The sequence below is a fragment of the Streptomonospora halophila genome, from assembly GCF_039542725.1.
GTDB classification, from domain to species: domain Bacteria; phylum Actinomycetota; class Actinomycetes; order Streptosporangiales; family Streptosporangiaceae; genus Streptomonospora; species Streptomonospora halophila.
In genome coordinates, this window is the sequence record NZ_BAABIK010000004.1 from 21,147 (window position 1) to 46,134 (window position 24,988).

Annotated in this window: 20 protein-coding genes; 16 read left to right on the forward strand and 4 right to left on the reverse strand. The window is 73.0% G+C overall.

Annotation, left to right across the window (positions count from 1 at the left end):
• Nucleotides 1–162: 162 nt before the first annotated feature.
• The 5 genes from ABEA15_RS04905 (at nt 163) to ABEA15_RS04925 (ending at nt 7,971) form a co-directional block, all read left to right on the forward strand.
• On the forward strand, nt 163–1,452 hold the full coding sequence (locus ABEA15_RS04905; protein ID WP_345555657.1) for a sensor histidine kinase: 1,290 nt from the start codon (nt 163–165) through the stop codon (nt 1,450–1,452).
• Nucleotides 1,449–2,096: a response regulator gene (locus ABEA15_RS04910; RefSeq protein ID WP_345555658.1), complete on the forward strand. Its 648-nt coding sequence runs from the start codon at nt 1,449–1,451 to the stop codon at nt 2,094–2,096. The genes ABEA15_RS04905 and ABEA15_RS04910 overlap by 4 nt, the downstream gene beginning before the upstream one ends.
• Nucleotides 2,097–2,292: 196 nt before the next feature.
• A complete protein-coding gene (locus ABEA15_RS04915; protein ID WP_344143958.1) occupies nt 2,293–2,907 on the forward strand; it encodes a TetR/AcrR family transcriptional regulator in 615 nt (204 codons plus the stop codon).
• A gap of 210 nt (nt 2,908–3,117) precedes the next feature.
• Nucleotides 3,118–6,672: a DNA polymerase III subunit alpha gene (dnaE, locus tag ABEA15_RS04920; protein WP_345555659.1), complete on the forward strand. Its 3,555-nt coding sequence runs from the start codon at nt 3,118–3,120 to the stop codon at nt 6,670–6,672.
• Nucleotides 6,673–6,939: 267 nt separating this feature from the next.
• Complete coding sequence (locus ABEA15_RS04925; RefSeq protein ID WP_344143707.1) at nt 6,940–7,971, forward strand: phosphotransferase family protein; 1,032 nt, start codon at nt 6,940–6,942, stop codon at nt 7,969–7,971.
• Here the strand turns inward: ABEA15_RS04925 and ABEA15_RS04930 are convergent.
• Nucleotides 7,949–8,968, reverse strand: coding sequence for a glutathione S-transferase family protein (locus ABEA15_RS04930; protein ID WP_345555660.1), 1,020 nt, complete (start codon nt 8,966–8,968; stop codon nt 7,949–7,951). The two genes, ABEA15_RS04925 and ABEA15_RS04930, sit on opposite strands and share 23 nt — an antisense overlap.
• A 295-nt stretch (nt 8,969–9,263) precedes the next feature.
• Between ABEA15_RS04930 and fabG the strand changes: the two genes are divergently transcribed.
• From fabG to ABEA15_RS04945, 3 genes are all read left to right on the forward strand, one after another.
• Nucleotides 9,264–9,968, forward strand: coding sequence for a 3-oxoacyl-[acyl-carrier-protein] reductase (gene fabG / locus ABEA15_RS04935; protein WP_344143711.1), 705 nt, complete (start codon nt 9,264–9,266; stop codon nt 9,966–9,968).
• Nucleotides 9,969–10,071: 103 nt separating this feature from the next.
• Nucleotides 10,072–10,836 carry an enoyl-ACP reductase FabI gene (gene fabI / locus ABEA15_RS04940; RefSeq protein WP_344143713.1) on the forward strand — a complete coding sequence of 255 codons (765 nt, stop codon included), beginning with the start codon at nt 10,072–10,074 and terminating at the stop codon, nt 10,834–10,836.
• A gap of 115 nt (nt 10,837–10,951) precedes the next feature.
• Entirely contained in the window at nt 10,952–11,713 is a 762-nt protein-coding gene (locus tag ABEA15_RS04945; RefSeq protein WP_345555661.1) for an SDR family NAD(P)-dependent oxidoreductase, read from the forward strand.
• Between the two features lie 135 nt (nt 11,714–11,848).
• Here ABEA15_RS04945 and ABEA15_RS04950 read toward each other — a convergent pair whose 3' ends face one another.
• Both ABEA15_RS04950 and ABEA15_RS04955 read right to left on the reverse strand, forming a co-directional pair.
• A complete protein-coding gene (locus tag ABEA15_RS04950) occupies nt 11,849–13,723 on the reverse strand; it encodes a helix-hairpin-helix domain-containing protein (protein ID WP_345555662.1) in 1,875 nt (624 codons plus the stop codon).
• A 246-nt stretch (nt 13,724–13,969) separates the two neighbouring features.
• Complete coding sequence (locus ABEA15_RS04955; protein ID WP_344143719.1) at nt 13,970–14,944, reverse strand: aldo/keto reductase; 975 nt, start codon at nt 14,942–14,944, stop codon at nt 13,970–13,972.
• Between the two features lie 384 nt (nt 14,945–15,328).
• Here ABEA15_RS04955 and ABEA15_RS04960 point away from each other — a divergent pair, with 384 nt between their 5' ends.
• The 4 genes from ABEA15_RS04960 to ABEA15_RS04975 are packed head-to-tail and all read left to right on the forward strand — an operon-like array spanning nt 15,329 to nt 18,663.
• A complete protein-coding gene (locus tag ABEA15_RS04960) occupies nt 15,329–16,477 on the forward strand; it encodes an undecaprenyl-diphosphate phosphatase (RefSeq protein ID WP_345555663.1) in 1,149 nt (382 codons plus the stop codon).
• Between the two features lie 25 nt (nt 16,478–16,502).
• Nucleotides 16,503–17,279 (forward strand): histidine phosphatase family protein, encoded by a 777-nt coding sequence (locus tag ABEA15_RS04965; RefSeq protein WP_344143723.1) that lies wholly within the window; start codon nt 16,503–16,505, stop codon nt 17,277–17,279.
• 24 nt (nt 17,280–17,303) lie between these two features.
• A complete protein-coding gene (locus tag ABEA15_RS04970) occupies nt 17,304–17,870 on the forward strand; it encodes a DUF3090 family protein (RefSeq protein WP_345555664.1) in 567 nt (188 codons plus the stop codon).
• Between the two features lie 46 nt (nt 17,871–17,916).
• Nucleotides 17,917–18,663 carry an SCO1664 family protein gene (locus ABEA15_RS04975; protein ID WP_344143728.1) on the forward strand — a complete coding sequence of 249 codons (747 nt, stop codon included), beginning with the start codon at nt 17,917–17,919 and terminating at the stop codon, nt 18,661–18,663.
• 1,785 nt (nt 18,664–20,448) lie between these two features.
• On the opposite strand, the gene ABEA15_RS04980 is transcribed toward ABEA15_RS04975, so the two are convergent.
• The gene (locus tag ABEA15_RS04980) at nt 20,449–20,937 is read right to left on the reverse strand and encodes a VOC family protein (protein WP_345555665.1); all 489 of its coding nucleotides are present in this window, start codon (nt 20,935–20,937) and stop codon (nt 20,449–20,451) included.
• A 198-nt stretch (nt 20,938–21,135) separates the two neighbouring features.
• Between ABEA15_RS04980 and ABEA15_RS04985 the strand changes: the two genes are divergently transcribed.
• From ABEA15_RS04985 to ABEA15_RS05000, 4 genes are all read left to right on the forward strand, one after another.
• Nucleotides 21,136–21,951, forward strand: coding sequence for an NRDE family protein (locus ABEA15_RS04985; RefSeq protein WP_345555666.1), 816 nt, complete (start codon nt 21,136–21,138; stop codon nt 21,949–21,951).
• A gap of 502 nt (nt 21,952–22,453) precedes the next feature.
• Entirely contained in the window at nt 22,454–22,609 is a 156-nt protein-coding gene (locus tag ABEA15_RS04990) for a hypothetical protein (RefSeq protein ID WP_344143732.1), read from the forward strand.
• 77 nt (nt 22,610–22,686) lie between these two features.
• Complete coding sequence (gene mshC, locus ABEA15_RS04995; RefSeq protein WP_345555667.1) at nt 22,687–23,913, forward strand: cysteine--1-D-myo-inosityl 2-amino-2-deoxy-alpha-D-glucopyranoside ligase; 1,227 nt, start codon at nt 22,687–22,689, stop codon at nt 23,911–23,913.
• A gap of 313 nt (nt 23,914–24,226) precedes the next feature.
• The gene (locus ABEA15_RS05000) at nt 24,227–24,643 is read left to right on the forward strand and encodes an ABATE domain-containing protein (RefSeq protein ID WP_344143737.1); all 417 of its coding nucleotides are present in this window, start codon (nt 24,227–24,229) and stop codon (nt 24,641–24,643) included.
• Nucleotides 24,644–24,988: the final 345 nt, after the last annotated feature.

A 24,988-nucleotide genomic window follows, 5' to 3' on the forward strand; every position in this document is an offset into this window, starting at 1 on the left:
CGGGGCGCCCGGGGGCGGAGCGGGCCCTCCGCGGCACGGGCGGCGGGCCCGGCCGCCGCGCTGACCGGCGGCCGCGCCCGGGCACCGACCTTCGTCGGGGGAGGGTGCCCGACCGCAGGTCGGCGAACTGCGGCCGGTGCGGAGCGGCATAAACTCCGGCCCATGGCGGAGTATCGGTCAGCACCCCCGGCACGCGCGGCCGCGGCGCCGCCGGCCTCGCTGAGGGACCGGTGGTGGTCGCGTCGGCACCGCATCGCCGACTGGCTGCTGGCCGCCGCCGTCTTCCCCTGGACCGGGCTGATGCTGGTGTCCGAACCGCACGGCCTGTCCGGCATCGCGGCGATGGCTGTGGCGGGCGGTGTCGCGCTGGTCGGCGACCTGGCTCCCTTCGCCGCTCTTCCTGCCGTCTGGGGGGCGCTGACCGTGTGCGCGGCGGTCTCGACCGTCGTGCTGTTCCGCCGTACCCGGCCCTCGATTCTGCTCGTCGCGGCGACGGCCGCGCTGCTCCTCTACGGCGACTTCAGCCTGGCCGCTCTCGGCCTGTTCACCTATGCGGGCTGGTTCGAGGACCGGCGGAGGCTTGCGCTGTGGGCCTTCTGGCTGTCGGTGTGCTTCCTGGCCGTCTACCGGTTTCTCGGTCCGATGGGCGGCTTGCAGGCCTACAGCGTGCTGATCATGGTCTACGGGCTGCCGCTGGCCGTGGGCCTGTGGATCGGCACGCGCCGCGTGCTCATCGCCAACCTGCGCGAGCGGGCCGAGCGCCTGGAGCACGAGCAGCACCTGCTCGCCGACCAGGCGATCACCGCCGAGCGCACCCGCATCGCCCGCGAGATGCACGACGTGGTCGCCCACCGGGTGAGCCTGATGGTGCTGCACGCCGGCGGGCTGGAGGTCTCGGCGCCCGACGAGCGCACGGCCCAGAGCGCGGCGCTGATCCGCAGCACCGGCCGGGACGCGCTTGCCGAGCTCCGTGAGATCCTGGGCGTGCTGCGCGACGCCCCCGAGGCGGACTCAGCCCCGACCGCGCCCCAGCCGGTGCTGGCGGACATCGACCGCCTCGTCGAGGAATGGCGCGCCGCGGGGATGCCCGTGCACCGAAGCGCCGAGGGCATCCCGGTGGAGGTGCCGGCCCACACCCAGCGCACCGCCTACCGCACCGTGCAGGAGGCGCTGACCAACGCCGCCAAGCACGCCCCCGGCGCCGCCGTGCGCGTGCACCTGAATTACCGCACCGAAAGCCTGGAGATCACCGTGGAGAACGCCGCGCCGCCCCCCGCCACCGCCGAGGCCCCGCCCTCCAGCGGCTACGGGCTCGCCGGTCTGCGCGAACGCGTCGTGCTGGCCGGGGGCGAGCTGCGTGCGGGGCCGCTGCCCGGCGGCGGGTGGCGCCTGGGCGCCGTGCTGCCGGCGGCGCGCGCCGACCGCGCCGGCCTGCGGGAGGCGGCGGAATGATCCGCACCGCGCTGGTCGACGACGAGCGGCTGGTGCGCTCGGGGCTGCGGATGATCCTCGACACGGCCGAGGACATCGAGGTCGTCGGCGAGGCCGGCGACGGCGACGAGGCGCTGGACCTGGCCGCGCGGCTGGAGCCCGACGTGGTGCTGCTCGACATCCGCATGCCCGGCACCGACGGGCTCACCGCCGCCGCGATGATGGCCGACCTGCCCCGCCCGCCCAAGGTCGTCCTGCTGACCACCTTCGACCTCGACGAGTACGTGCACCGCGCACTGCGCGCCGGCGCGGTGGGGTTCCTGCTCAAGGACACGCCGCCGCGCGACCTCATCGGCGCTGTGCGCACCATCGACGAGGGCAACGCGATGCTGGCGCCCAGCATCACCAAGCGGATGCTGGAGCGGTTCACCGTCCCGGCCGCCGGCGCCGGCGCCGAGGCAGCCCGGCGGCTGCAGGTGCTCAGCGACCGCGAGCGCGACGTGCTGGTCGCCGTCGCCCAGGGCATGTCCAACGCCGAGGCCGGGCGCAGCCTGGGCATGCGCGAGGCGACGGTCAAGGCCCACGTCAGCAGCATCCTGTCCAAGCTCGGCATGGGCAACCGGGTGCAGGCGGCGATTCTCGCCCACGACGCCGGGTGGGCCTGAGCCCCGCCGGCCCTCTCCGCGGCCGTGCGGGGAGCGGCCCGCCCGCGTGCGGCCGCAGCGGCCACACACGGCCGGTGTGCGTCTATTGTGTGGTGGTGTTCCGCCCGCGGCCCAGGGGAGGCCGGCGGGCGCTCAGAAGATCGCAGTCTGTGAGAAGGGGCGTGACGTGGCCGTTCGCACCCACGGGGGCACAGGGATGCCGGCCGTGACCTCCGCCGAGTCCGCCGAGTCCTCGGTACCGCGGCGGCTGCTGGCCGTGGCGACCCGCCTGTTCGCCGAGAAGGGTTTCGACCGGACCTCGGTGCAGGAGATCGTCGCCGCCGCCGACGTCACCAAGGGGGCGATGTACCACTACTTCGACTCCAAGGACGACCTGCTCACCGAGATCTACGCCCGCGTGCTGCGCCTGCAGATGTCGCGGCTCACCGAGATCGCCCGCCAGGAGGGGCCGGTGGCCGAACGAGTCGAGCGCGCCGCCGCCGACGTCGTGGTCAGCACCATCGACAACCTGGACGACGCGACGATCTCGTTCCGCTCCCTGCACCAGCTCCGACCCGAGAAGCAGCGCGAGGTGCGCGACGAGCGCCGCCGCTACCACGAGCTGTTCCGCTCGCTGGTCGTCGAGGGCCAGAACCAGGGCGTCTTCACCGACCGAGTACCCGCCGACATCGTGGTCGATTTCTACTTCGGCAGCGTTCATCACCTCAGCACCTGGTACCACCCCGATGGCGCGCTGAGCCCCCGCGAGATCGGGGCGTACTACGCCCGGCTCCTGCTGGACGCGCTGCGCCCGGCACCGGCCCACCGCTGAGCGCGGGCCCTTGCGCCGACCCGCGCCGCGGCGCGGGTGCGCGGTCCCGCCTGCGGCGCCGCGCAGCGGCGGGGCGCGGGCAAACGGGTGGTGCGGGGGTGTGTCCACAGGCACGGGTGTTGTGGTGGTGGCGGCCCGTGCGGCGGGACTAGTCTCAGTTGGCACACGATTCCCGCCAGTGCTGTTCTTTGCTAAGAGGTTCGAACGACCGTGGCTGACCCCTTCGTCCACCTGCACGTCCACACCGAGTACTCGATGCTGGACGGCGCCGCCAAGCTGAAACCGCTGTTCGCCGAGGCGGCTCGGCTCCAGATGCCCGCCGTGGCCATGACCGACCACGGCAACATGTTCGGCGCCTACGAGTTCTGGCAGCAGGCCAAGGGCTCGGGAGTCAAGCCGATCATCGGCATCGAGGCCTACGTCGCCCCGGAGTCGCGGTTCCACAAGAAGCGGGTGCGCTGGGGCCGCGGCGACTCCGACGAGAACACCGAGGGCGGCAAGGACATCTCCGGCGGCGGCCGCTACCTGCACATGACCATGTGGGCGCGCAACGCCGCCGGCCTGCGCAACCTGTTCCGCATGTCGTCGCTGGCCAGCATCGAGGGCTACTACGGCAAGCCCCGCATGGACCTGGAGCTCATGAGCCGCCACTCCGAGGGCATCATGGTCTCCACCGGCTGCCCCTCGGGCGGCGTGCAGACCCGCCTGCGCCTGGGCCAGGAGAAGGAGGCCATCGACTACGCCGCAAAGCTCCAGGATATCTTCGGCAAGGACAGCGTCTTCCTGGAGCTGATGGACCACGGCATCAGCATCGAGCGCGAGGTCCGCGACGGCCTGCTCAAGGTCGGTCGCGAGCTGGGCCTGCCGCCGCTGGTGACCAACGACTCCCACTATGTCACCCAGGACCAGGCCCAGGACCACGACGCCCTGCTCGCCGTGGGCGTGGGCAAGAACCTCGACGACCCCGCCCGGTTCCGCTTCAACGGCGACGGCTACTACATCAAGTCCGCCGAGGAGATGCGCGCCCTGGTCAGCCTGGACGAATGGGCCCAGGGCTGCCGCAACACCCTGCTGGTCGCCGAGAGCGTCGAGGACGGCGCCTTCGACGAGGTCTTCGCCGAGCGCGACCTGATGCCCAAGTTCGACGTCCCCGAGGGCGAGACCCAGGCGTCGTGGCTGCGCAAGGAGATCGACCGGCTCACACCCACCCGCTACCCCGGCGGCCCCGGCCAGGCGGTGCGCGAGCGCATCGACCGCGAGCTGGACATCATCAACGAGATGGGCTTCCCGGCCTACTTCCTGGTGGTCTCCGACATCTGCCAGTACGCCCGCAGGAACGGCATCGCGCTCGGGCCGGGGCGCGGCTCGGCCGCCGGGTCGATGATCGCCTACGTGCTCGGCATCACCGACCTCGATCCGCTCGAACACGGACTGCTGTTCGAGCGCTTCCTCAACCCCGAGCGCGTCACCATGCCCGACATCGACCTCGACTTCGACGAGCGTCGGCGCGGGGAGATGATCGAGTACGTCACCGAGCTCTACGGCGAGGAGCGCGTCGCCCAGATCCTGACCTTCGGCACCATCAAGGCCAAGGCCGCCGTCAAGGACTCCACCCGCATCCACGGCCTGCCCTACGCGCTGGGCGACCAGATCACCAAGGCGTTCCCGCCGCCGGTGGGCGGCAAGGAGATCTCGCTGACCGAGGTCGACGACGAATCCGCCGAGCGGTACGCCGAGGCCGTCGAGCTGCGCACCCTCATGGAGAAGGACCCGCAGATCAAGAAGGTCATGGAGACCGCTCGCGGTATCGAGGGCCTCACCCGCGGCACCGGTGTGCACGCCGCGGGCGTCATCCTCTCGGCCGAGCCGCTCCTGGACGTGGTGCCGCTGCACAAGCGCGACGCCGACGGCGCCATCATCACGGGGTTCCCCTTCCCTCAGTGCGAGGAGATGGGCCTGCTGAAGATGGACTTCCTGGGCCTGCGCAACCTCACGATCATCGACGACGCCATCCAGAACGTGAAGTCCAACGAGGGCGTCGACATCGACTGGTCCCAGGTCGGCTTCGACGACGCCAAGACCTACGAGCTGCTGGCGCGCGGCGACACCCTGGGCGTGTTCCAGCTCGACGGCACGGCCATGCGGGCGCTGCTGCGGCGGATGCAGCCCACCCAGTTCTCCGACATCGTGGCCGTCAACGCCCTGTACCGGCCCGGTCCCATGGCGGCCAACGCGCACAACGACTACGCCGACCGCTCGAACGGGCGCCAGGACATCACCTCCATCCACCCCGAGCTCTACGACGCGCTGGACCCGATCCTGTCCGAGACCTACCACGTCCTGGTCTACCAGGAGCAGATCATGGCCATCGCCCAGCAGATGGCGGGCTACTCGCTGGGCGGCGCCGACCTCATGCGCCGGGCCATGGGCAAGAAGAAGAAGGAGGCCCTGGAGAAGGAGTACACCAAGTTCAACGCCGGCATGCTGGAGCGCGGGTTCTCCCAGAAGGCCGTCGACACGCTCTGGGAGGTCATGCTCCCCTTCTCCGGCTACGCCTTCAACAAGTCGCACGCGGCCGGCTACGCGATCCTGTCCTTCCGCACCGCCTACCTCAAGGCCAACCACCCCGCCTCCTACATGGCGGCGCTGCTGACCTCGGTCAGCGGCGACAAGGACAAGATGGCGGTCTACCTGGCCGAGTGCCGCAAGATGGGCATCCAGGTGCTGCCCCCCGACGTCAACGAGTCGGGACTGCGATTCTCCGCGGTCGGCGCCGACATCCGCTTCGGTATGGGTGCGGTGCGCAACGTCGGCGCCAACGTCGTCGAGTCGGTCATGAACACGCGCAGGGCTAAGGGCGAGTTCACCTCCTTCGTCGACTTCGTCTCCAAGATCGAGCTGGCCGCGTGCAACAAGCGCGTGGTGGAGTCCCTGGTCAAGGCCGGGGCCTTCGACGGCTTCGGCCAGCCTCGCATGGACCTGTTCAACCACCACGAGCACGCCGTCGACGCGATGATCTCGGCCAAGAAGCAGGAGGCCCACGGCCAGTTCGACCTGTTCGGCGGCGCCGAGGAGGCCGAGTCCGCGCCCATCGGGCTCGACATCAACTGGACCGACCAGGAGTGGGACCGCAAGACCAAGCTCGCCTTCGAGCGCGAGATGCTGGGGCTCTACGTCTCCAGCCATCCGCTCGCCGGAGCCGAGCGCATCCTGGCCCGCTCCAGCGACGTCTCCATCCTCGACATCAACAACGGCGAGCGCCGCGACCGCGCCGACGTGCAGGTGGCGGGACTCATCTCCGCGGTGGAGCGCCGGGTCAGCAAGCAGTCCGGCAACCCCTGGGCCAAGGTCACCATCGAGGACCTCGACGCCAGCATCGACGTGCTGTTCTTCGCCGAGGCCTACACCCTCTACTCCGAGGTGCTGACCGAGGACACCGCCGTCTCGGTCAAGGGCCGGGTCAAGGAGCGCGAGGGCGAGTACTCCATCCAGGCGTTCGAGCTGACGCCGCTGGACATCAGCCACGTCGCCGAGGGGCCGCCGCCCATGCTGCTGACCGTGCAGGAGCAGCGGCTGACCGCCGAGCTGGTCGAGGAGCTCAAGCACGTGCTCAAGGCCAACCGCGGCGAGACCCCGCTGACCATCCGGGTCGACCACCCGGTCAAGTCGCGGGTCTACGACCTCCCCGTCTACCCGGTGCGGGTGGGTCCCGAGCTCGCCGGCGACCTGAAGTCGCTGCTGGGCGCCGACTCGGTCACCTACTAGCCGCGACCGGCCCCGGCGGCCTCCTCAGGCCGCCGGGGCCGCGCAACCTCCGCGTCGCCGCTCGCCCCGCTTCCGCCCGGGGCGCCGACGGCGCGACGCCGGTACCGGCGGTAGCGAGGTGGACCGGATCCGGCGGATACCGACCAGATGGTATGTTGGCCCACAGTCGAGGCGAAGAGCAGGCGGCCGCGGCCGCGCGGCCCGCTCCGATGCGAGGCGGGGCCGCTCGGGCGCCGACCGCCGGGCGAGCAGAGCGTGGGAGAGCGCATGGGCGAGACAGGTGTGGCGAATCCACCGGGACTGGATCTGCGGCGGCTGGGGGAGTACCTGGAGCAGGCGCGCCCCGGCATGCTCTCCGGTCCCCTCGCGGGCGAGGTCATCGCCGGCGGGCGCTCCAACCTCACCTACAGCGTCACCGACGGCGGCGGACGCTGGGTCGTGCGCCGGCCGCCGCTGGGGCACGTGCTGCCGACCGCCCATGACATGGGCCGCGAGCACCGTGTCGTCAGCGCCCTCGCCGACACCCCCGTCCCGGTGCCGCGCACGGTGCTGCTGTGCCAGGACACCGAGGTGATCGGGGCTCCCTTCTACGTCATGGAGTACGTCGAGGGCGTGCCCTACCGCAGCGCCGAGCAGCTCGACGCGCTCGGGCCCGTGCGCACCGGCGCCATCGCCGCGTCGATGATCGACACCCTGGTGGACCTGCACGCCGTCGACCCCGCGAGCGCGGGGCTGGCCGACTTCGGGCGGCCCGAAGGGTTCCTGGAGCGGCAGCTGCGCCGCTGGAGGAAGCAGCTGGAGGCCTCGCGCAGCCGCGAGCTGCCCGGCATCGACAAGCTGCACGAGCGCCTGGGCGCCGAGGTCCCGGACTCGCCCGAGCCGACGGTCGTGCACGGCGACTACCGCCTGGACAACCTGCTCGTGGACGCCGACGACGAGATCACCGCCGTGCTGGACTGGGAGATGTCCACACTCGGCGACCCGCTGACCGACCTGGCGCTGATCATCACCTACAGCAGCGCCGCCCTGGCCGGCAGCAGCATGGTCAGCAACGCCCACACCGCCGAGGGATACCCCGACGCCGACGAGATCATCGCGCGCTACGCCGAGCGGTCGGGCCGCGACGTCTCGTCCCTCGACTGGTACGTGGGCCTGGCCTTCTTCAAGCTCGCGGTGATCCTGGAGGGTATCCACTACCGCCACAGCAAGGGCCAGACGGTCGGCGACGACTTCGACCGGATCGGCGACGTGGTGCCGTACCTGGTCGACGGCGGGCTCAGGTACCTCGACGGGGCCTGAGCACCGGCGTGCCGGGCCCGCCGCTGCTCAGCCGGGCCCGGTCGTGCGGCGCGTCGAGGTCCAGCTCGGGCCCGGCGGGGACGATGCGCCTGGGGTTCAGCGCCCCGTGGGTGAGGTAGTAGTGGCGCCGGATGTGGTCGAGATCGGTGGACCTGCGGAAGGCTGTCAGCGAGTAGAGGTCGCGGGTGTAGCCCCACAGGTGGGGGTAGTCCACCAGTCGGCGGATGTTGGTCTTGAAGTGGGTCTGGTAGACGGGGTCGAAGCGGATCAGGGTCACCCACAGCCGGACGTCGGCCTCGGTGATGTGGTCGCCGGTGAGGAAGCGCCGGGTGGCCAGCCGGTCCTCCAGCTCGTCCAGCGCCTCGAACAGCTCGCCCACGGCCGCGTCGTAGGCCTGCTGGTCGGGCGCGAACCCGCAGCGGTAGACCCCGTTGTTCACGGCGGGGTAGATGCGGGCGTCCAGCGCGTCGATCTCCGCGCGCAGGTCCACCGGGTAGAGCTCGACGCCGTGCGTGGCCCAGGCGTTGAAGCAGGTGTCGAGGTCGACGGTGATGTCGGGGAAGTTGTTGCTGACGATGCGCCGGGTGGCGGTGTCCCACAGCACCGGGACCGAGATGTGGCCGTCGAAGCCGGGCTCGGTGGCCTCATAGGCCTCGCGCAGCAGCGTGAAGTGCCCCACCGTGTCGGGGCCGTGACCGCGCCCTTCGCGGAAGGCCCAGCCGCGGCCGTCGCGCACGGGGTCGACGATCCCCACCGAGACCGCGTTCTCCAGCCCCTTGAGCTTGCGCACGATCAGGCTCCGGGTGGCCCACGGGCAGGCGTAGGAGGCGTAGATGTGGTAGCGCCCCGCCTCCGCGGGGAACTCCCTGCCGCCGATGCGGCCCCGGAACGGGTAGGCGGGGCGCTGGAACGACGCGCCCGCAGGCGTGGTCATCCGGTCCCCGTAGTCGCCGTAGAACGCGAAGTCGACGGGTGTGGCGACGATGGCGGTGCGCACGGTGGGCCTCCCGGTGCGAACGACGGCTCCGGCGCGGTCCGGCCGCGCGGGCGAGTACGTACTCCTGCATACCCGTACCCCGCCGCCACCGGTGCTGCACGCCGCACGAAACGCCGGGTACGCCCCGCCGGCACCGGATCCCGGGGCGGCGGCACCCGACGGGTGTGCGGATACGCACGTCGCAAGGGTCGGGCGCCGCGGGCCTCGGTTCCACTTACCACCGGGTAGCTCGATACGCTGCTCTCAATTCCGTCCATGGTCGCGAAGCGCCGTCCGGCGCGCAGAGGAGCACGAAATGTCCCGATCGGCACTGGTCACCGGCGGAAACCGCGGAATCGGCCGGAGAATCGCCGGCGAACTCGCCGCGGCCGGGGACCAGGTCGCGGTGACCTACCGCTCCGGCGAGCCCCCCGAAGGGCTGCTGGGAGTCACCTGCGACATCACCGACACGGCCCAGGTCGACGCCGCGTTCAAGCGCGTCGAGGAGGAGCAGGGGCCGGTCGAGGTGCTGGTCGCCAACGCCGGCATCACCAAGGACAACCTCCTGGCCATGATGACCGAGGACGAGTTCTCGTCGGTCCTGGACACCAACCTCACCGGCGCCTTCCGGGTCGCCAAGCGGGCCGCGCGCGGCATGATCCGCCGCCGCAGCGGGCGCATCGTGCTGATCTCCTCGGTCGTGGGCCTGATGGGCTCCGGCGGCCAGACCAACTACGCCGCGTCCAAGGCCGGGCTGGTCGGCTTCGCCCGCTCTCTCGCCCGCGAGCTGGGCTCGCGCGGCATCACCGTCAACGTGGTCGCCCCCGGATTCATCGAGACCGACATGACCGCCGCGCTGTCCGAGGAGCGCCAGGCCGAGATCAAGAGGAACGTCCCGCTGGGGCGCTTCGGCTCGGCCGACGAGATCGCCAAGACGGTGCGGTTCCTGACCGGCGAGGACGCCGCCTACATCACCGGAGCCGTGATCCCGGTCGACGGCGGACTGGGCATGGGCCACTGACGGACCGGCGACGGCCCGTACGCCCCACGCACACACACCCCCCGCGAACGCGCCCCCCGAACCGGGTACCACCGACCACACGAGAACAGAACGGCAGGCTTGAATGGGACTCCTAGAGGGCAAGCGCATCCTCGTCACCGGGGTGATCACCGACAGCTCGATCGCCTACCACGTCGCCCGCATGTGCCAGGAGCAGGGTGCCACCGTCCTCCTGACCGGGTACGGCCGGCTCTCCCTCGTCGAGCGGATCGCTCAGCGCCTGCCTGAAGCGCCGCCCGTGCTGGAGCTCGACGTGACCGACGACGAGGACCTCTCCAGCCTCGCCGACCGCATCCGCGAGCACGTCGACGGCATCGACGGCATCGTGCACTCGATCGGCTTCACCCCCCAGGAGGCGCTCGGCGGCAACTTCCTCAACACCTCCTGGCAGGACGTCGCCACCGCGATGCACACCTCCACCTTCTCGCTCAAGTCGCTGTCGACGGCGGTGCTGCCGCTGATGAAGGACGGCGGTTCCATCGTCGCCATGGACTTCGAGAACGAGGTCACGTTCCCGGTCTACGACTGGATGGGCGTGGCCAAGGCCGGGCTCGCGTCCACGGCCCGCTACCTCGCCCGCTACCTGGGCGAACACGGCGTCCGGGTGAACCTGGTGTCGGCCGGGCCGCTGCGCACCATGGCCGCCCGCTCCATCCCCGGCTTCGCCGAGCTGGCCGATTCCTGGCCGGCGCGCGCGCCCCTGGGCTGGGACACCAACAACCCGGAGCCGGCCGCGCGCGCGGTGGTCGCGCTGCTGTCGGACTGGTTCCCCGCCACGACCGGCGAAACCGTGCACGTCGACGGCGGATTCCACTCCACCGGCGCGTAGACTTCCCCCCGCCGAACGACGCGGATCGCGGGCGCCCCTCCACCGAAGGGGGCGCCCGCGTTCGCGTTCGCACGGCCGAACAGCCACGCCAGCGAACGAGGAAGGGACCGCCACCATGGATCTCGGACTGCACGGCGCTCGGGTCGTCGTCACGGGCGCCAGCCGCGGCATCGGCCGCGCCATCGCCCAGACCTTCGCCGAGGAGGGGGCCGACCTGGCGATCTGCGCCCGGACGGCCGAGCCGCTGCAGCGTGCCGCCGAACAGCTGCGTACGGGCGGACGCACCGTGGTGGAGCAGGCGCTGGACGTCGCCGACGGCGAGGCGCTGCGCGGGTTCGTCGACGCGGCCGCCGACCAGCTGGGCGGCATCGACGTCCTGGTCTCCAACGTCTCCGGCGGCAGCGCGGCCACCCCCGAACAGTGGGAGCGCGGCTTCGCCACCGACGTCATGCCCTTCGTGAACCTGGCCGAGCACGCCCGGCCGCACCTTGCGGCCTCCGAGCGCGGCGGGTCGGTCGTGCTCGTCTCCTCCACCTCGGCGCTGCACACCACCCCGCCCGCCGGCCCCACCGCCTACGGCGCGGTGAAGGCGGCGCTCAACCACCACGCGGCCGCGCTCGGGCACCGGCTGCCCGCAGAGGGAGTGCGCGTGAACACCGTCTCGCCCGGCCCCATCGAGTTCGAGGGCGGTGGCTGGGCCCGCCGGCGCGGCTCCGACCCCGACTTCTACGCCGGCATCCGCGACCGCATCCCCGTGGGCCGCCTCGGCCGTCCCGAGGAGGTCGCCCGCGCCGTCGCCTTCCTCGCCGGCCCGGCGGCGTCCTTCATCACGGGGGCCAACCTGGTCGTGGACGGCGGATTCGTCGACCGGGTCTGAGGAGGGCCGAACGCGCCTGGGCGGCGACGACCGGGCAGAGGCGCGCCCGGCCGCGGGAGCGCGGGAGCGCGGCTGCGGCCGGGCGCGCGCGGGCCTGCCCCGGACGAGGGGCGGCGGGGCCCGGAGCCGGGGCGTTCAGCCTTCGCGCAGCACCTGCGCCAGGCGGGTGTGGCGCGGCAGCGCAGCCTTCTCGCGCACCGCCTCGGCCAGCGCGGGGCCGGCGGCCTGCACGATCGAGAGGTGGCGCTGCGCCGCCGTCACCGCCGTGTAGACCTGGGGCCGCGACGCCCGCGTCTCCGGCGGGAACACCGCGACGACCGCGGGCCACCGGCTGCCGTGCGCGGCCGCGACGGTCACGGCCCAGCCGGGGCGCAGGTGCGCGGGATCGGCCACCGGGCACAGCACGCCGCCGGGCAGCTCGACGGCCAGGGCCGGGCGGCCGTCGCCGGCGGATTCCCCGCCGTCCTCGCCGACGTGCAGGTAGCCGACGTCGCCTGCGGTATAGCCCGGCCCGTCGGCGGTGACGAGCACCCGGTCACCGGCGTCCAGCCCGCCGTAGGCGCCGGGCCCGGGGTTGAAGCGCTCCTTGCACGCCGTGTTCAGCGCGTCGGCGCCGGCCTCCCCGCCCCGGGTGGCGGTGACAATCTGCACCCGCTCGGGCGGGATCTCCAAGGCGCGGGGGATCGAGTCGGTGATGAGCTGTACCGCGCGGTGGGCGGCGGCCGAGGCGGAGTCGGCCGGTACGACCACCACCTCGCGCCCCGGCGAGGATGCCTCTTCAAGTTCGCCGTCGGCCACGCCCGCCGCCGTGCGCGCGATCGGGCCGGAGTCCGGGTCCTCCGGAAGCCCGGCGACGTGGACGGTACGCGACGACGCCAGGTCGGCCGCGACGTTGCCGGGCGCCGCCGAAGGCGCCTGCGCGCGATCGGCCAGCAGCACGAGGTGCGTGCCGTCGGCGCAGGCGTCGACCAGGGCGGCCGCGCGCTCCACGTCCAGCCACATCGCGCCGGCCACCACCACGAGTCCCGCCTCGATCGGCCGCTCGGAGCCGCGCCCGTGCACGCCGCGGGCGCGGGTTTCGAGCAGGGTCGCGAGCGGCACGGCGGACGCGCTGTCACCGGCGCCGAGTCCGGCGAGCGCGGCGTTCAGCTCGGCGGCGGCCTGGGCGGTGGGCGCGGCGACCGCGATGCCGACCTCGCTGTCGGCGGCGATGGCGGCGGCGCAGGCGATGGTGTGGGCGACGGCGGCGCGGGCGCCCGCACCGTGTTCGAGCACGCAGACCCCGCGCAGCGCCACGGTCACCAGCGCCGCGGCGGTGCGCGGGTCGACCGGGGCGCCGAGGCGCTCGGCAGTGGCCTCGACGGTCTCGGCGGCGGTGGCGGAGTCCATGATCGGCTCGCTGGTGCCGGCGAGCCGGACCAGGCCCTCGCCCAAATCCTGTTCGGCCAGGCCCAGGCGGGTGAGGGCGTACCAGCGGTCGGGGTCGGGCATTTCGCCCGGGTCGCCTTCGTCGAAGTCGTCGTCGGGCTCGTCGAACATCTCGAAGAGCATGACGTCGCCCGCGTCCAGCGCCGCGTTCACCGCCGGCTCCACCGATCGGACCCCCGCCGAGCGCAGCGCGCCGGCGAGGTGCTGCTCCTCCAGCGCCGTGTGGCCTTCGCGCGCTGCCCGGCGCAGCAGGTGCGCGGCCAGCGCCCGCCCGCGCCGCGGGTCGTCGGGTGAGGCCTCCTCACCCAGCGCGCGCCGCGCACAGAAGTCGGCCTGCTTCGGGGTAACCCCGCTGACGGACAGCAGCCGCCAGGGGTCGGCGGAGACCTCGGCGCCGGCGTCGGGGCCCAGCGCCGCCACCAGGGGACCGGCGAGCGCGGCGGGCGCTCCCATCCGCTCCAGCGCCGCCCGGGCCCGGTCGACGGGTTCCCCGCCGGGGGTCCCCGCTGCACCCGGCCCGCCTGCGGCGCCCTGCGGTGTCGGCACCGGCGTGGGCGCCTCGGATCCGGGGGTGGCGGACATGGTGAACGGTCCTCTCCGACGGTGGTCTGTGTCCCTCGGAGCTTAGCGACCCCCGCGGACCCTCGGTCGCCGATACCCACAGCCCCGGATCGCGCCCGGGGCCCGCACGATCACCCCGATCGCCTCCAGGCAGGGGGCCGGACGGTGCCGGGGCGCAGGGCCGAGCGCAGTCGTCTCGGCTGTTCACGGGTCCGGTGACCGCAGGCGGTCGGCGAACCGCCGTCAGCGCGGCCGCGCCTCAGCGCCTCAGCGCGGGGACGACTCCGGTCGGGGCGCCGACGAGGCGTCGTCCAGCGCGTCGCGGATCTCCCGGGGCAGCTCCACGCTCTCCATGGACAGGATCTCCTCCAGCTGGGCGGTCGTGCGCGGGCCCACCGCGGCGGCCGACACACCCTCGCGGTCGCGGACCCAGCTCAAGGCAACGGCCAGCGGGGAGACGCCCAGCCCTTCGGCGGCCGTGCAGACCGATTCGACGATGCGCCTGCTGCGCTCGTCCAGGTACGGCTCGACATAGGCGGCCATGTGCTGGCGGGCCGCCCGGGACTCGCCGGGGACTCCGTTGCGATACTGGGCGCTGAGCACCCCGCGGCCCAGCGGGGACCAGGCGACCAGGCCCGCGCCGTGCGCATGCAGGGCCGGCAGCAGGTCCTGCTCCGGAGCGCGGTTGAGCAGGGAGTACTCGCAGCCGGCCGCGACGATCGGGGCGCCCGCGAACCGGGTGGCCGCCCGCTGCCAGGCGGAGTAGGTGGCGAACTGCCAGGCGGAGAAGTCGCCGGTGGCGGCGTAGCGCACCTTGCCCGCGCGCTGGGCCGCCTCCAGCGCGGACAGGGTCTCCTCGACCGGGGTGTCGGGGTCGCGCACGTGCAGGTGCCACAGGTCGACGTGGTCGGTGCGCAGCCGGCGCAGCGACGCGTCCAGCGCGGCGAGCAGGTGGCGGCGCGACAGGTCGCAGGGCCGAAAGCCCTGCGGGGTGTGCCCCGACTTGGTGGCGATGATCACATCGTCGCGACGCACGACCCCGCTCACCAGCCGCCCGACGATGCGCTCGCTCTGGCCGCCGCCGTAGATGTCGGCTGTGTCGATCAGCGTGCCGCCGGCGTCCACAAACGCGGTGAGCTGATCGGCGGCGTCCTCTTCCTGGGTGTCCTTTCCCCAGGTCATCGTGCCCAGGGCCGTGCGGGAGACCCACAGCCCCGATCCGCCCACCTGTCGCTGTTCCATGGCGCGGAGATTACCGCGTACCGCCGTCAGTGACTCTGGGCCGCTCCGGTGGATTCCGAGGTCACGCAAAGTCACGGCGGTGCGGGCGGCGCTCGGATCCGCCCCGGAGCGCGCGGCGCCGCCTCCGGGGCCGACCGGGCCGGCGAGGATGCCCCGCACCCCGAGATCCCAGTAAGCTGCCGTGGTCTGCCCCCGCACGCGGCGTGGAGCCGCCCCTTCGGCTGCGCCGCCGACGTACGCGCTGCTCCCGCGCACCGGCGTGCGGGCGCCCGGCCGTGCTTTGCGCTCCCACGGTCGGCCGCGGCAATTCGCCCCCCGCACGCGCGAACGCCAGGGCACTGGAGCCCCACGCACCCGACCGAAGACCCAGGAGCCGAGCCCGCCGTGTCCATCATCGAGGCCCTCTTCCTCGGCCTGATCCAAGGATTGACCGAGTTCCTGCCGATCTCCTCCAGCGGCCACCTGCGGGTGGTATCCGCCTTCCTCGGTTGGCCCGATCCCGGGGCCGCCTTCACCGCGGTCAGCCAGATCGGCACCGAGCTCGCCGTGCTCATCTACTTCCGCAAGCGGATCTGGGCGATCCTGTCCACGTGGTCGCGGTCCTTGGTCAACTCCGAGCTGCGATCGGACATGAACGCGCGGATGGGCTGGTACGTCATCATCGGCACGATCCCGATCGGCGTCCTGGGCCTGGCGCTGGAGGAGCAGATCGACAGCCTCTTCCGCGACCTGCGGCTGATCGCTCTCACCCTGATCGTGTTCGGCGTGTTCCTGGGCCTGGCCGACCGGTACACGCGCAAGCACCGCACGCTCGTCGACCTGACGGTGAGCCGCGGCCTGGTGTACGGGCTGTTCCAGACCCTCGCGCTGATCCCGGGCGTCTCGCGCTCGGGCGCCACCGTCACGGGCGGCATGCTGCTGGGCTTCAAGCGCGCCGACGCAGCGGAGTACGCCTTCCTGCTGGCGATGCCGGCGGTGTTCGCCTCCGGGCTGTACAAGCTCACCGACATCGGCGCCAACGAGTACGCCGGCTGGACGGCCACCATCGTGGGCACCGTCGTGGCCTTCGTCGTCGGCTACGCCGTCATCGCCTGGCTGATGCGCTTCATCTCCACGCACAGCTTCATGCCCTTCGTCTACTACCGCTGTGCGCTGGGCGTGCTCATCCTGGCCCTCGTCAGCTTCAATCTGCTGGACCCCACCGGCGGCAGCGTGGGAGACGAGACGCAGCCGCCGGCATCCCAGGAGCAGAGCCGGGACCAGGAGGCCGAGGACGACACGGGCCCGGAGAACGGGCAGAGCCCGCAGCCCTCCTCTTCGCCCACCGCCGAGCCCTCGCCCTCGGCCAGCACCGACCCGGTCACGGGATGGCCGATCGACCCCGAAACCGGGCTGGCCGAGGACCCCGAGACCGGTCAGCACCGCGACCCCGACACCGGTGAGAACGTCCGGATCGACCCGGAGACCGGCCTGCCCATCGACCCCTATACCGGCCAGCCCTACGATCCGCAGGCCGACACGGCGACCGAGTAGCGGAGGCGCGGATATGGTTGCCCCAATGGGCACCCCTACGCAAGCGCAGCGGTCCCCGTCCGCCGGGAGCGGGGACCACACGCCCGAACCCGTCGCGACGTTGATCCTGGTCCGGCACGGGCTCACCGAGTCCACCGGCAGCACCCTGACCGGCCGCAGCCCCGGCGTGCACCTCGACGACCGGGGCCGCGCGCAGGCCGCCGCCCTCGCCGAGAGGCTGAGCGGGCTCGACCTGGCCGCCGTGGTCTCCAGTCCGCTGGAGCGCTGCCAGGAGACCGCCGGCATGATCGCCGCGGCCGCCGGGCACGAGGTCACCACCGACGACCGCTTCGTCGAGTGCGACTACGGCACCTGGACCGGCCGCAGACTCGGCGACCTCGCGAGCGAGCCGCTGTGGCGCACCGTCCAGGCGCACCCCAGCGCGGCCCGCTTCCCCGGCGGCGAGAGCCTCAGCGGGGTGTCCGCGCGCGCCGTGGCCGCCGTACGCGACTGGAACGAGCGGCTGACCGCGGTCGCACCCCGCCCGGTCTACGTGGTGTGCAGCCACGGCGACGTGATCAAGGCGGTGGCGGCCGACGCGCTCGGCCTGCACCTGGACCAGTTCCAGCGCGTCCAGGCCGACCCCTGCTCGCTCACCGCCGTGCGCTACACCAGCGTCCGGCCGTTCGTCGTCCGGCTCAACGACACCGGCGGCTCGGTGGAGGGCCTGGCGCCCGCACCGGAGCAGGCTTCGGGCGAGGCCGCGGTGGGCGGCGGCGCCGGGGCCGCGCGGCCCGCCGAGGGCGGCGAATCGCGAGGCTGAGCACGATCCTCTAGGGTTCATTGCATGTCCGTGTTCGAGTACGACCCGCCCGACCGCTTCATCGCAGGAACGGTGGGGCAGCCGGGGGAGCGCACCTTCTTCCTGCAGGCCGTCGGCAGTGGCCGCGTCACCAGCGCCGTCGTCGAGAAATCCCAGGTCTCGGCGCTGGCCGAGCGAATCGAGGAGCTGCTGGAGGAGGTCCGGCAGCGCTTCGGCGACCCGCTGGAGGCCGGAGAGGCGGCCGAGTCGGACGACGGCCCGCTGGAGCAGCCCATCGAGGAGGACTTCCGGGTGGGCACCCTCGCTCTGGCCTGGGACGCCGAGTCCGCGCGGGTCATCATCGAGGCCCAGCAGGCCGAGGAGGCCGAGGACGAGGACGCCGAGGAGGTCGAGGTCTTCGCCGAGGACGCTCCCGAGGGCCGCGACGTGCTGCGCGTGCACCTGACCGCGGGCGCGGCGCGGGCGTTCGCGGGCCGGGCGATGAAGGTCGTCGCGGCCGGCCGGCCCAACTGCCCGCTGTGCGGTCAGCCACTCGACCCCGCCGGGCACATCTGCCCGCGCCAGAACGGGTACAAGCCCGGGGTGATGTGAGTCAGGCGAGGCAGGCGGAGGAAGCGGGACCGCTAGGGACGGGGACATGACCGCGTCGTTCGAAGGGCTGTCGACCAGCGACGCCTTGGAACTGCTGAGCACCGGGGAGCTCACGCCGGTGGGACGGCTGACCGAGGCGTCCAACGCCACGCTGTACTGCACCGTCTCCGCGCCCGGCGGCGCCGAGGCCGGGTGCGTCTACAAGCCCGTCGCCGGAGAGCGCCCGCTGTGGGACTTCCCCGACGGCACCCTCGCCGGCCGCGAGCTGTCTGCGTTCGCCGTCTCCGACGCGCTGGGCTGGGACATCGTGCCGCCGACCGTCCACCGCGACGGCCCCTTCGGCGAGGGGATGGTCCAGCTCTGGATCGACGGCGACACCTCGGTCGACCTCGTCGAGCTCGCTCGCGACACGCTGCACCCCGGACTGCGGCGCATGGCCGTCTTCGACGCGGTCATCAACAACTCCGACCGCAAGATCGGGCACCTGCTGCCGATCCCCACCGGCCACCTCTACGGCTGCGACCACGGCGTCTCCTTCGCCGAGGAGTACAAGCTGCGCACCGTGCTGTGGCAGTGGCAGGGCGAACCGCTCGCCGACGACGCCCTCGCCGGGCTGGCGGCGCTGGAGGGACGGCTGCGCGACCCCGACAGCCCGGTGGCCGGCGAGCTCCGCCGCCACCTCACCGAGCCGGAGGCCTACGCGGTCCTGCGCCGCGTCGAACTGCTGCGCCACCACGGCGTGCATCCCTTCCCCTCGCCAGACTGGCCGGCCGTCCCCTGGCCTCCGGTATAAGGTCCGCCCGGGGTAAGCCGCCCGGTGTAAGGCGCGCCCGGGTGATGGGCGGTTGCAGCAGGGCGCGCCCGGGGGGAGAGGCGGTCGGGGTCGGTGTTGATCGGTTCGGGTGTGTGCGGGGCCGGGCGTGTGACGGGGCGGCGAGGGTGGTGGGTGGTCGGGGCCGGTGTTGATCGGTTCGGGTGTGTGGGGGGTCGGGCGTGTGACGGGGCGGCGAAGGCGGCGGATGGCCGAGCCCCAGCCCAGCGCACCGGGTGCTCGCCGGTGGCGCGCCCAACGGGGGCGAGGGGTGCCCTGCGCCCTGGGGCGCATTCCGAGGGCGCTTGCGTAAGGGTTCGCGGATTCGAGACGTTCCGGGCATTCGGGGCGGATGCCGGGTGAGCGGGTGTGGCGAGACGGCCCTCAGGCACGTATCAGCAGCACGGCATGCCGCACGGGGTGTTCGGGTCGGCTGGTTTGTAGGTAAATGCCCGAATTGGGTACCCGGTTGAACCGTTCACCTCCGCATCGAGTGCGACGAAACCCTCCTGATGCATGTATCCAGGGCCTCTGAGTGCGGTTTACGGCGGTATCGTCGCTGCGCGGGCCTGCGCAGCGACGGAAAAATCGGTCAAATCGGGCAAATGGCCTCCCATTTTTTCGTATTGCGGAATCTCAGATGCAAGGACATGCCGCTTCGCTGATTCGTCTGCGTTCGTGCGCCTTGGGAGGACGCTCGGGAGTCACTATGCCCGAAACGCCCCCTTGGATCGCGGACCCCGGCGCGCCCCCAGGCCGACGGCGCCCATGTCCGCATGCGGACCGCCCCCGCCCCTTCGCCGCGTGCGGAATCGGCGGGCTCTCGGCGCGGTGATCGCGGGCTCTACCCGCGCTGTCCTCGCTGCTGCGTCGGGTGCGGAACCGGCGGGAACGGGGTGCGGTGATCGGAGTCCCGGCCATGCGCTGCCCTTGCTGCCGCGTTGGGTGCACGGCCGATGGTGACCGGTGCGGTGGTCGCGGGCTCTACCCGCGCTGTGCTTGCTGCCGCGTTGGGTGAGCAGCCGAGGGCAACCGATGCGGTGGTCGTGGGCTCTACCCCGCGCCGTCCTTGCTGCTGCGTCGGGTGTGGGACCGGTGGTGACCGGTGCGGTGATCGGGGTTCCGGCCATGCGCTGTGCTTGCCGCTTCGTCGGGTGTGGGACCGGTGGTGACCGGTGCGGTGGTCGGGGGCTTGCCCCGCGCTGTGTTTGCTGCCGCGTTGGGTGAGCAGCCGAGGGCAACCGATGCGGTGGTCGTGGGCGCTACCCCGCGCCGTCCTTGCCGCTTCGTCGGGTGTGGGACCGGTGGTGACCGGTGCGGTGGTCGGGGGCTTGCCCCGCGCTGTGTTTGCTGCCGCGTTGGGTGAGCAGCCGAGGGCAACCGATGCGGTGGTCGTGGGCTCAACCCCGCGCCGCCCTTGCTGCTTCGTCGGGTGCGGGACCGGCGGGAACGGGGTGCGGTGATCGGGGTTCCGGCCATGCGCTGCCCTTGCCGCTGCGTCGGGTGTGGGACCGGTGGTGACCGGTGCGGTGATCGGGGTTCCGGCCATGCGCTGTGCTTGCCGCCGTGTCGGGTGAGCAGCTGGTTGAAACTTTTGGGGTGATTGGGGGCTTGGCTGTCCGCGGCCGTTGCTGCTTCGTCGGGTGCGGGACCGGCGGGTGCGCGGTGCGGTGGTCGCGTGCTCTACCCCGCGCTCCCCTTGCCGCTTCGTCGGCTGAGTGGCCCATGGCCACCGGTGCGGTAGTGGGCGGCTTGGGGCGAGGCGCCTCAGATGCCGTCTTCGCTGCCGTCGAGGTAGTCGGCCCGGCCCTGGTCGTCGACGTCGAACACCCCCCGGGGGACGAGGCAGAACTCGTTCCCCTCGGGATCGGCCATGACCAGGAAGCCTCCGTCGGCGTACTCGGGCAGGCGACGGCCGCCGAGCTCTTCGATCCGCCGGCGCTCGGCAGCGGGATCGGCGCAGGACAGGTCCAAATGCACTCTGTTCTTCCGCGAGTCCACGTCGTCGACCCGTTGGAACACCACGCCCGGGCCCGCTCCGGAACCCGCTCCGGAACCCGCTTCTGGACTCGCTCCGTGACCCGGTTCGCCTTCGGGGGCCACGCCGGATTCCGGCGAACCGCGTCCCAGGAAGACGTACGGGCCGACGCGCGCCGCGATCGGCCTGCCGAGTACCTGCGACCAGAACTCCGCCAGCCGCTCCGGCTCGCGGCAGTCGACGACGACGTCCCTGATCTCCACGCGGGCCCCTGTCATGCGCTGAGACTTTCATACGCCGCATTTGCCTCCGCCACCCCGCCCCCACCGACCCCCGTCCGCCCCCACCGACCCCGGTCTTCCCCCGCGCCCTCCCTGCGCCGGCGCGGAACACCCCGCTTCGCGGGCGCGTTGGTGGGGGTGTGCGGATGTTCCCCAGCCCCGCGAGCGCGGGCACCGCGTGGAAGCGGAGGCGTTATGTGCACGGTGATCGTCGGCTTCGACCCCGAGGCGGCCACCCCGCTGGTCCTGGCGGCACTGCGTGACGAGATGCTCGACCGGGCGTGGGAGGTCCCGGCCGCGCACTGGCCGGACCGCCCCGACCTGGTGGGTGGGCGCGACTCCCGCGAAGGCGGCACGTGGCTGGCGGCGCGCCGCGCCGGCGCGCCCGGCACCCCGGGTGTGGCCGCACTGCTCAACGGCATCCCTCCGGGCGCCGCATCCCCCGCCGACACGACGGTGCCGCCCGGCACGACGCGCTACAGCCGCGGCCGCCTGCCGCTGGCGGCCGCCGCGGGCGGCAAGCTCGACCTCGACCCCGACGAGGCCCGGCACTACGACCCCTTCCACCTGCTCGTCGCCGACCCGGACCGGGCCGTGCTCGACTCGTGGGACGGCGGTTCGCTGCGCGAAGAGCCGCTTCCCGTCGGGGTCACCGTCCTGGTCAACTCCGGCTGCGACGCCGAGGCGCCGCGCGCCCGCCGCCACCGTCCGGTGTTCGACCGCACCCGTCCCGACCCCGGTGAGCCCGAGTTGGCCGCGGCCGACTCCGTCGAGGCGGTGTGGGGCGAGTGGCCGGCGCGGCTGGACGAGGCCGCGCGCGGAGACGCCCGCACGGGCGGCTTCGGCGCGGGCGCGGACGACCCCGCGTCCCTGTTCGCCCGTTCGGAGTTCGCCGCCGGGCGGGTATGGGCCACGTCGTCGGTGACGCTCCTGGCCCTGGGCCGCGGCACGCTGCGCTACGCCTTCTCGGCCCGCCCCGGCGACCCCGCGGCCTGGTACCTCGTGCGCTGAGGATCGCGCTCCGCTCCTTCCCCGCCCCGCTCCTTCCCCGCTTCACTCCTTCCGCGTGCGCTCCCTCCGCGCTCTGCCGACTTCCGCGTCCACTCCTTTTCGCGTCCGCTCGATCCACCCCTCCCTCCCCTCCTTCCTCCCTCCACGGCTGCCGCACCCCCTTCCGCGCCCGTCCGCAGCCCTCCTCTACTTGACCCGCAGGTAAACCTCGTGCCGGAGCCGGGCGTCTACCAGAACCGGGACCCTGCGCGCGTGCGCCGCCGCGGTGTCCCGCGACCGAGCCCGAGCGGGTGCGTCCGCCTCGAACGCCGCGGTCCCCGTCGGGGATCGCAACCGTGTCGGATGCGGACCCGTCCGAAGGGCGCACAGCGTCTCGATCGAGGGGCGGGTGGGGACGATGACGCCACGGCAGGCATGGCCGAGCCGCGTCGGCCGGCGCCGGCCCGCGGCGGCCGAGCGTGCCGCGGGTCCGGGGCAGGGTCCGGCCCGCCGGAGGGCCGGCGTGCTGGAGCGGGCCAGCTACTGGCTGCTCTATGTGGTGGCGTTTCCCGCAGGGCTGCTGCACTGGAGCGCGGGAAACCACACGTCCGCCCTGCTGTGCGCGCTGGCGGCGGCCGCCGCAGCCGGCTGCATCGCCGGTTCGCACCGCCGCCGCTGACGCCGGCGCATCGAGCGTGGCCGAAACTACGGTGCGTCCGGGGATTCCGTGCACAAAGCGGCCGATATCCTCGACCTATGCGCTCTTGGCCCGCTCCCGACCTCGTCCGCCTGCCCGGCAACGGCGGTCCGCTCCGTGTCCACGACACCGTCTCAGGAGTCCTCCGTCGGCTCGCCCCCGGACCCACGGCCCGGATGTACGTCTGCGGGATCACTCCTTACGACGCCGCCCACCTCGGGCACGCCTTCACCTATCTGACCTTCGACCTGGTGCATCGGGTGCTGCGCGACGCCGGGCACGGGGTCGACTACGTGCAGAACGTCACCGACGTCGACGACCCCCTGCTGGAGCGTGCCCAGGACAACGGCGAGGACTGGCGCGCACTCGCCGAACGCGAGATCGGCGTCTTCCGCGAGGACATGGCGGCGCTGCGCATCCTGCCGCCGCGCGTTTACGTGGGCGTCGCGGAGTCGGTGCAGCTGATCGCCGACTTCGTCGACCGCCTCCGTGCCGCGGGCGCCTCCTACGACCTCGAAGGCGACATCTACTTCTCCGTCGCCGAGGCCGCCAAGTTCGGCGAGGTCAGCGGGATGGACCGGGACCAGATGCTGGAGCTGTTCCCCGAACGGGGCGGCGACCCGCAGCGTCCCGGCAAGAAGGACCCGCTGGACTGGCTGCTGTGGCGCGCCGAGCGCCCCGGCGAGCCCGCCTGGGACACCCGGCTGGGGCGCGGCCGCCCCGGCTGGCACGTCGAGTGCAGCGCGATCTCGCTCAACGAACTGGGCGTCGGCTTCGACATCAACGGCGGCGGCGACGACCTGGTCTTCCCCCACCACGAGATGGGCGCGGCCGAGGCGCGCTGCGCCACCGGCACCGGTCCGCACGCCCAGACCTACATGCACGTGGGCATGGTCGGGCTCGACGGCGAGAAGATGTCGAAGTCGCGCGGCAACCTGGTCTTCGCCTCGGAGCTGCGCAAGCGCGGCGTGGACCCGATGGCGGTGCGGGTGGCGATGCTGCCCTTCCACTACCGCACCGCCTGGCAGTGGAGCGAGGACGTGCTGCAGCAGGGCGCCCGGCGCCTGGACCGCTGGCGCGCGGCAGCCGACCTGACCGCCGGACCGGACGCGACCCCCGCGCTGGAGCGAGTCCGCGCGGCGCTGGCGGAGGACCTGGACACCGCCGCGGCGGTGGCCGCCCTCGACGCGTGGGCCGACAGCGCACTGGCCGGAGGCGGAGACGACCCCGCCGCCCCCGCCCTGATGCGCGATACCGCCGACACGCTCCTGGGAGTACGGCTCTAGGCGACGCGTCCCCGCGCCGCCCCGCCGCCCCCGGCCTCCGCCGGCCGTCCGCGGCTGGGAGAACGGTCGTTCGGCTCCGTCGGACGCAGTATTGCTGCGGTCGCCGTCTGCCGGGGCGCGATCGCGGACGCGGGCGCGGGCGGAAGGGGCGAAGGTCCGTCTCCGCGGGCCCGGCCGGGCGGGCCAGCGTCCCGGCCTGCGGGATGCGGGGTATCCGCAGACCAGGGCGGTGGGGAACCGGTGTGCGGCCACAAGTGGACGAGGGGCCCGCGCAGGTCACGACCACGTGTCCGTCCGTGGTGGGATGGTGACCATGACCACCCCCACAGAGCAGACTCCCGCGGCTTCCCTCGTCCAGGCGTTTGTCGCGACCGGCGACGAGCTCGCCGACCGCGCGGACCTCGCCGCCTTCCTCCGCAAGCACCGGCTGGTGGCCGAAGGGGCCATCCCGATCACGCTGGCCGACTTCGAGGAGGCGGTCTCGCTGCGTGACGCCATCGCGGCGCTGCTGCGGCGCGCCGGGGGATCCTCCTTCGACGAGGAGGCCCTCGTGCGCGGTCAGCGGATTCTCGACGGGCTGCGGGTCACCGTGCGGCTGGAGCCGCCGGAGGACCCGCTGCAGCTGCTGGCGCCCGCCGTCGTCGACGAGGTCCGCCGCGGCCTGGCCCGTATCGCGGCCGCCTGGGCCGCGGTGCTGGCGACCGGCGAGTGGCGCACCATCCGCGTCTGACCTCCGGCCGTCGACCTCCGGGTCCACCGGCCTCAGGCCAACCACCCCTCGGCCCGCTCACCTCCGGCCCGTCGACTCGCCGGCCCTCCGGCGACCGCGACGGCTCCCGGTCCGAGCGGCCTCCGGGCCCGGAAGACGGGACCGCAGGGGCATGACCGCGGTGGCGCGGACCCCGCAACCGCGCGGTGAGAGTCGGCGGATCCCCGGGCGGAGGCGGATCCCCGACGGAGACGAGACGGCAGCCCTCACCCCGAAACGGCAGACGGCATCCGCCATCTCAGAAACGGCATCCGCCACCGTGGAGACGACATCCGCGACACGGCGTCCGACATCCGGCAACAGGTC

Excerpts from the sequence above, each read along its gene's own strand:
- ABEA15_RS04970 (WP_345555664.1), top strand. The coding sequence starts at position 17,304 with ATGTCCGTGTTCGAGTACGACCCGCCCGACCGCTTCATCGCAGGAACG.
- ABEA15_RS04915 (WP_344143958.1), top strand. The coding sequence starts at position 2,293 with ATGCCGGCCGTGACCTCCGCCGAGTCCGCCGAGTCCTCGGTACCGCGG.
- ABEA15_RS04975 (WP_344143728.1), top strand. The coding sequence starts at position 17,917 with ATGACCGCGTCGTTCGAAGGGCTGTCGACCAGCGACGCCTTGGAACTG.
- fabG (WP_344143711.1), top strand. The coding sequence starts at position 9,264 with ATGTCCCGATCGGCACTGGTCACCGGCGGAAACCGCGGAATCGGCCGG.
- ABEA15_RS04945 (WP_345555661.1), top strand. The coding sequence starts at position 10,952 with ATGGATCTCGGACTGCACGGCGCTCGGGTCGTCGTCACGGGCGCCAGC.
- fabI (WP_344143713.1), top strand. The coding sequence starts at position 10,072 with ATGGGACTCCTAGAGGGCAAGCGCATCCTCGTCACCGGGGTGATCACC.
- mshC (WP_345555667.1), top strand. The coding sequence starts at position 22,687 with ATGCGCTCTTGGCCCGCTCCCGACCTCGTCCGCCTGCCCGGCAACGGC.
- ABEA15_RS04985 (WP_345555666.1), top strand. The coding sequence starts at position 21,136 with ATGTGCACGGTGATCGTCGGCTTCGACCCCGAGGCGGCCACCCCGCTG.
- ABEA15_RS04965 (WP_344143723.1), top strand. The coding sequence starts at position 16,503 with ATGGGCACCCCTACGCAAGCGCAGCGGTCCCCGTCCGCCGGGAGCGGG.
- ABEA15_RS04905 (WP_345555657.1), top strand. The coding sequence starts at position 163 with ATGGCGGAGTATCGGTCAGCACCCCCGGCACGCGCGGCCGCGGCGCCG.
- ABEA15_RS05000 (WP_344143737.1), top strand. The coding sequence starts at position 24,227 with ATGACCACCCCCACAGAGCAGACTCCCGCGGCTTCCCTCGTCCAGGCG.
- ABEA15_RS04910 (WP_345555658.1), top strand. The coding sequence starts at position 1,449 with ATGATCCGCACCGCGCTGGTCGACGACGAGCGGCTGGTGCGCTCGGGG.
- ABEA15_RS04950 (WP_345555662.1), bottom strand. The coding sequence starts at position 13,723 with ATGTCCGCCACCCCCGGATCCGAGGCGCCCACGCCGGTGCCGACACCG.
- ABEA15_RS04980 (WP_345555665.1), bottom strand. The coding sequence starts at position 20,937 with ATGACAGGGGCCCGCGTGGAGATCAGGGACGTCGTCGTCGACTGCCGC.
- ABEA15_RS04925 (WP_344143707.1), top strand. The coding sequence starts at position 6,940 with ATGGGCGAGACAGGTGTGGCGAATCCACCGGGACTGGATCTGCGGCGG.
- ABEA15_RS04955 (WP_344143719.1), bottom strand. The coding sequence starts at position 14,944 with ATGGAACAGCGACAGGTGGGCGGATCGGGGCTGTGGGTCTCCCGCACG.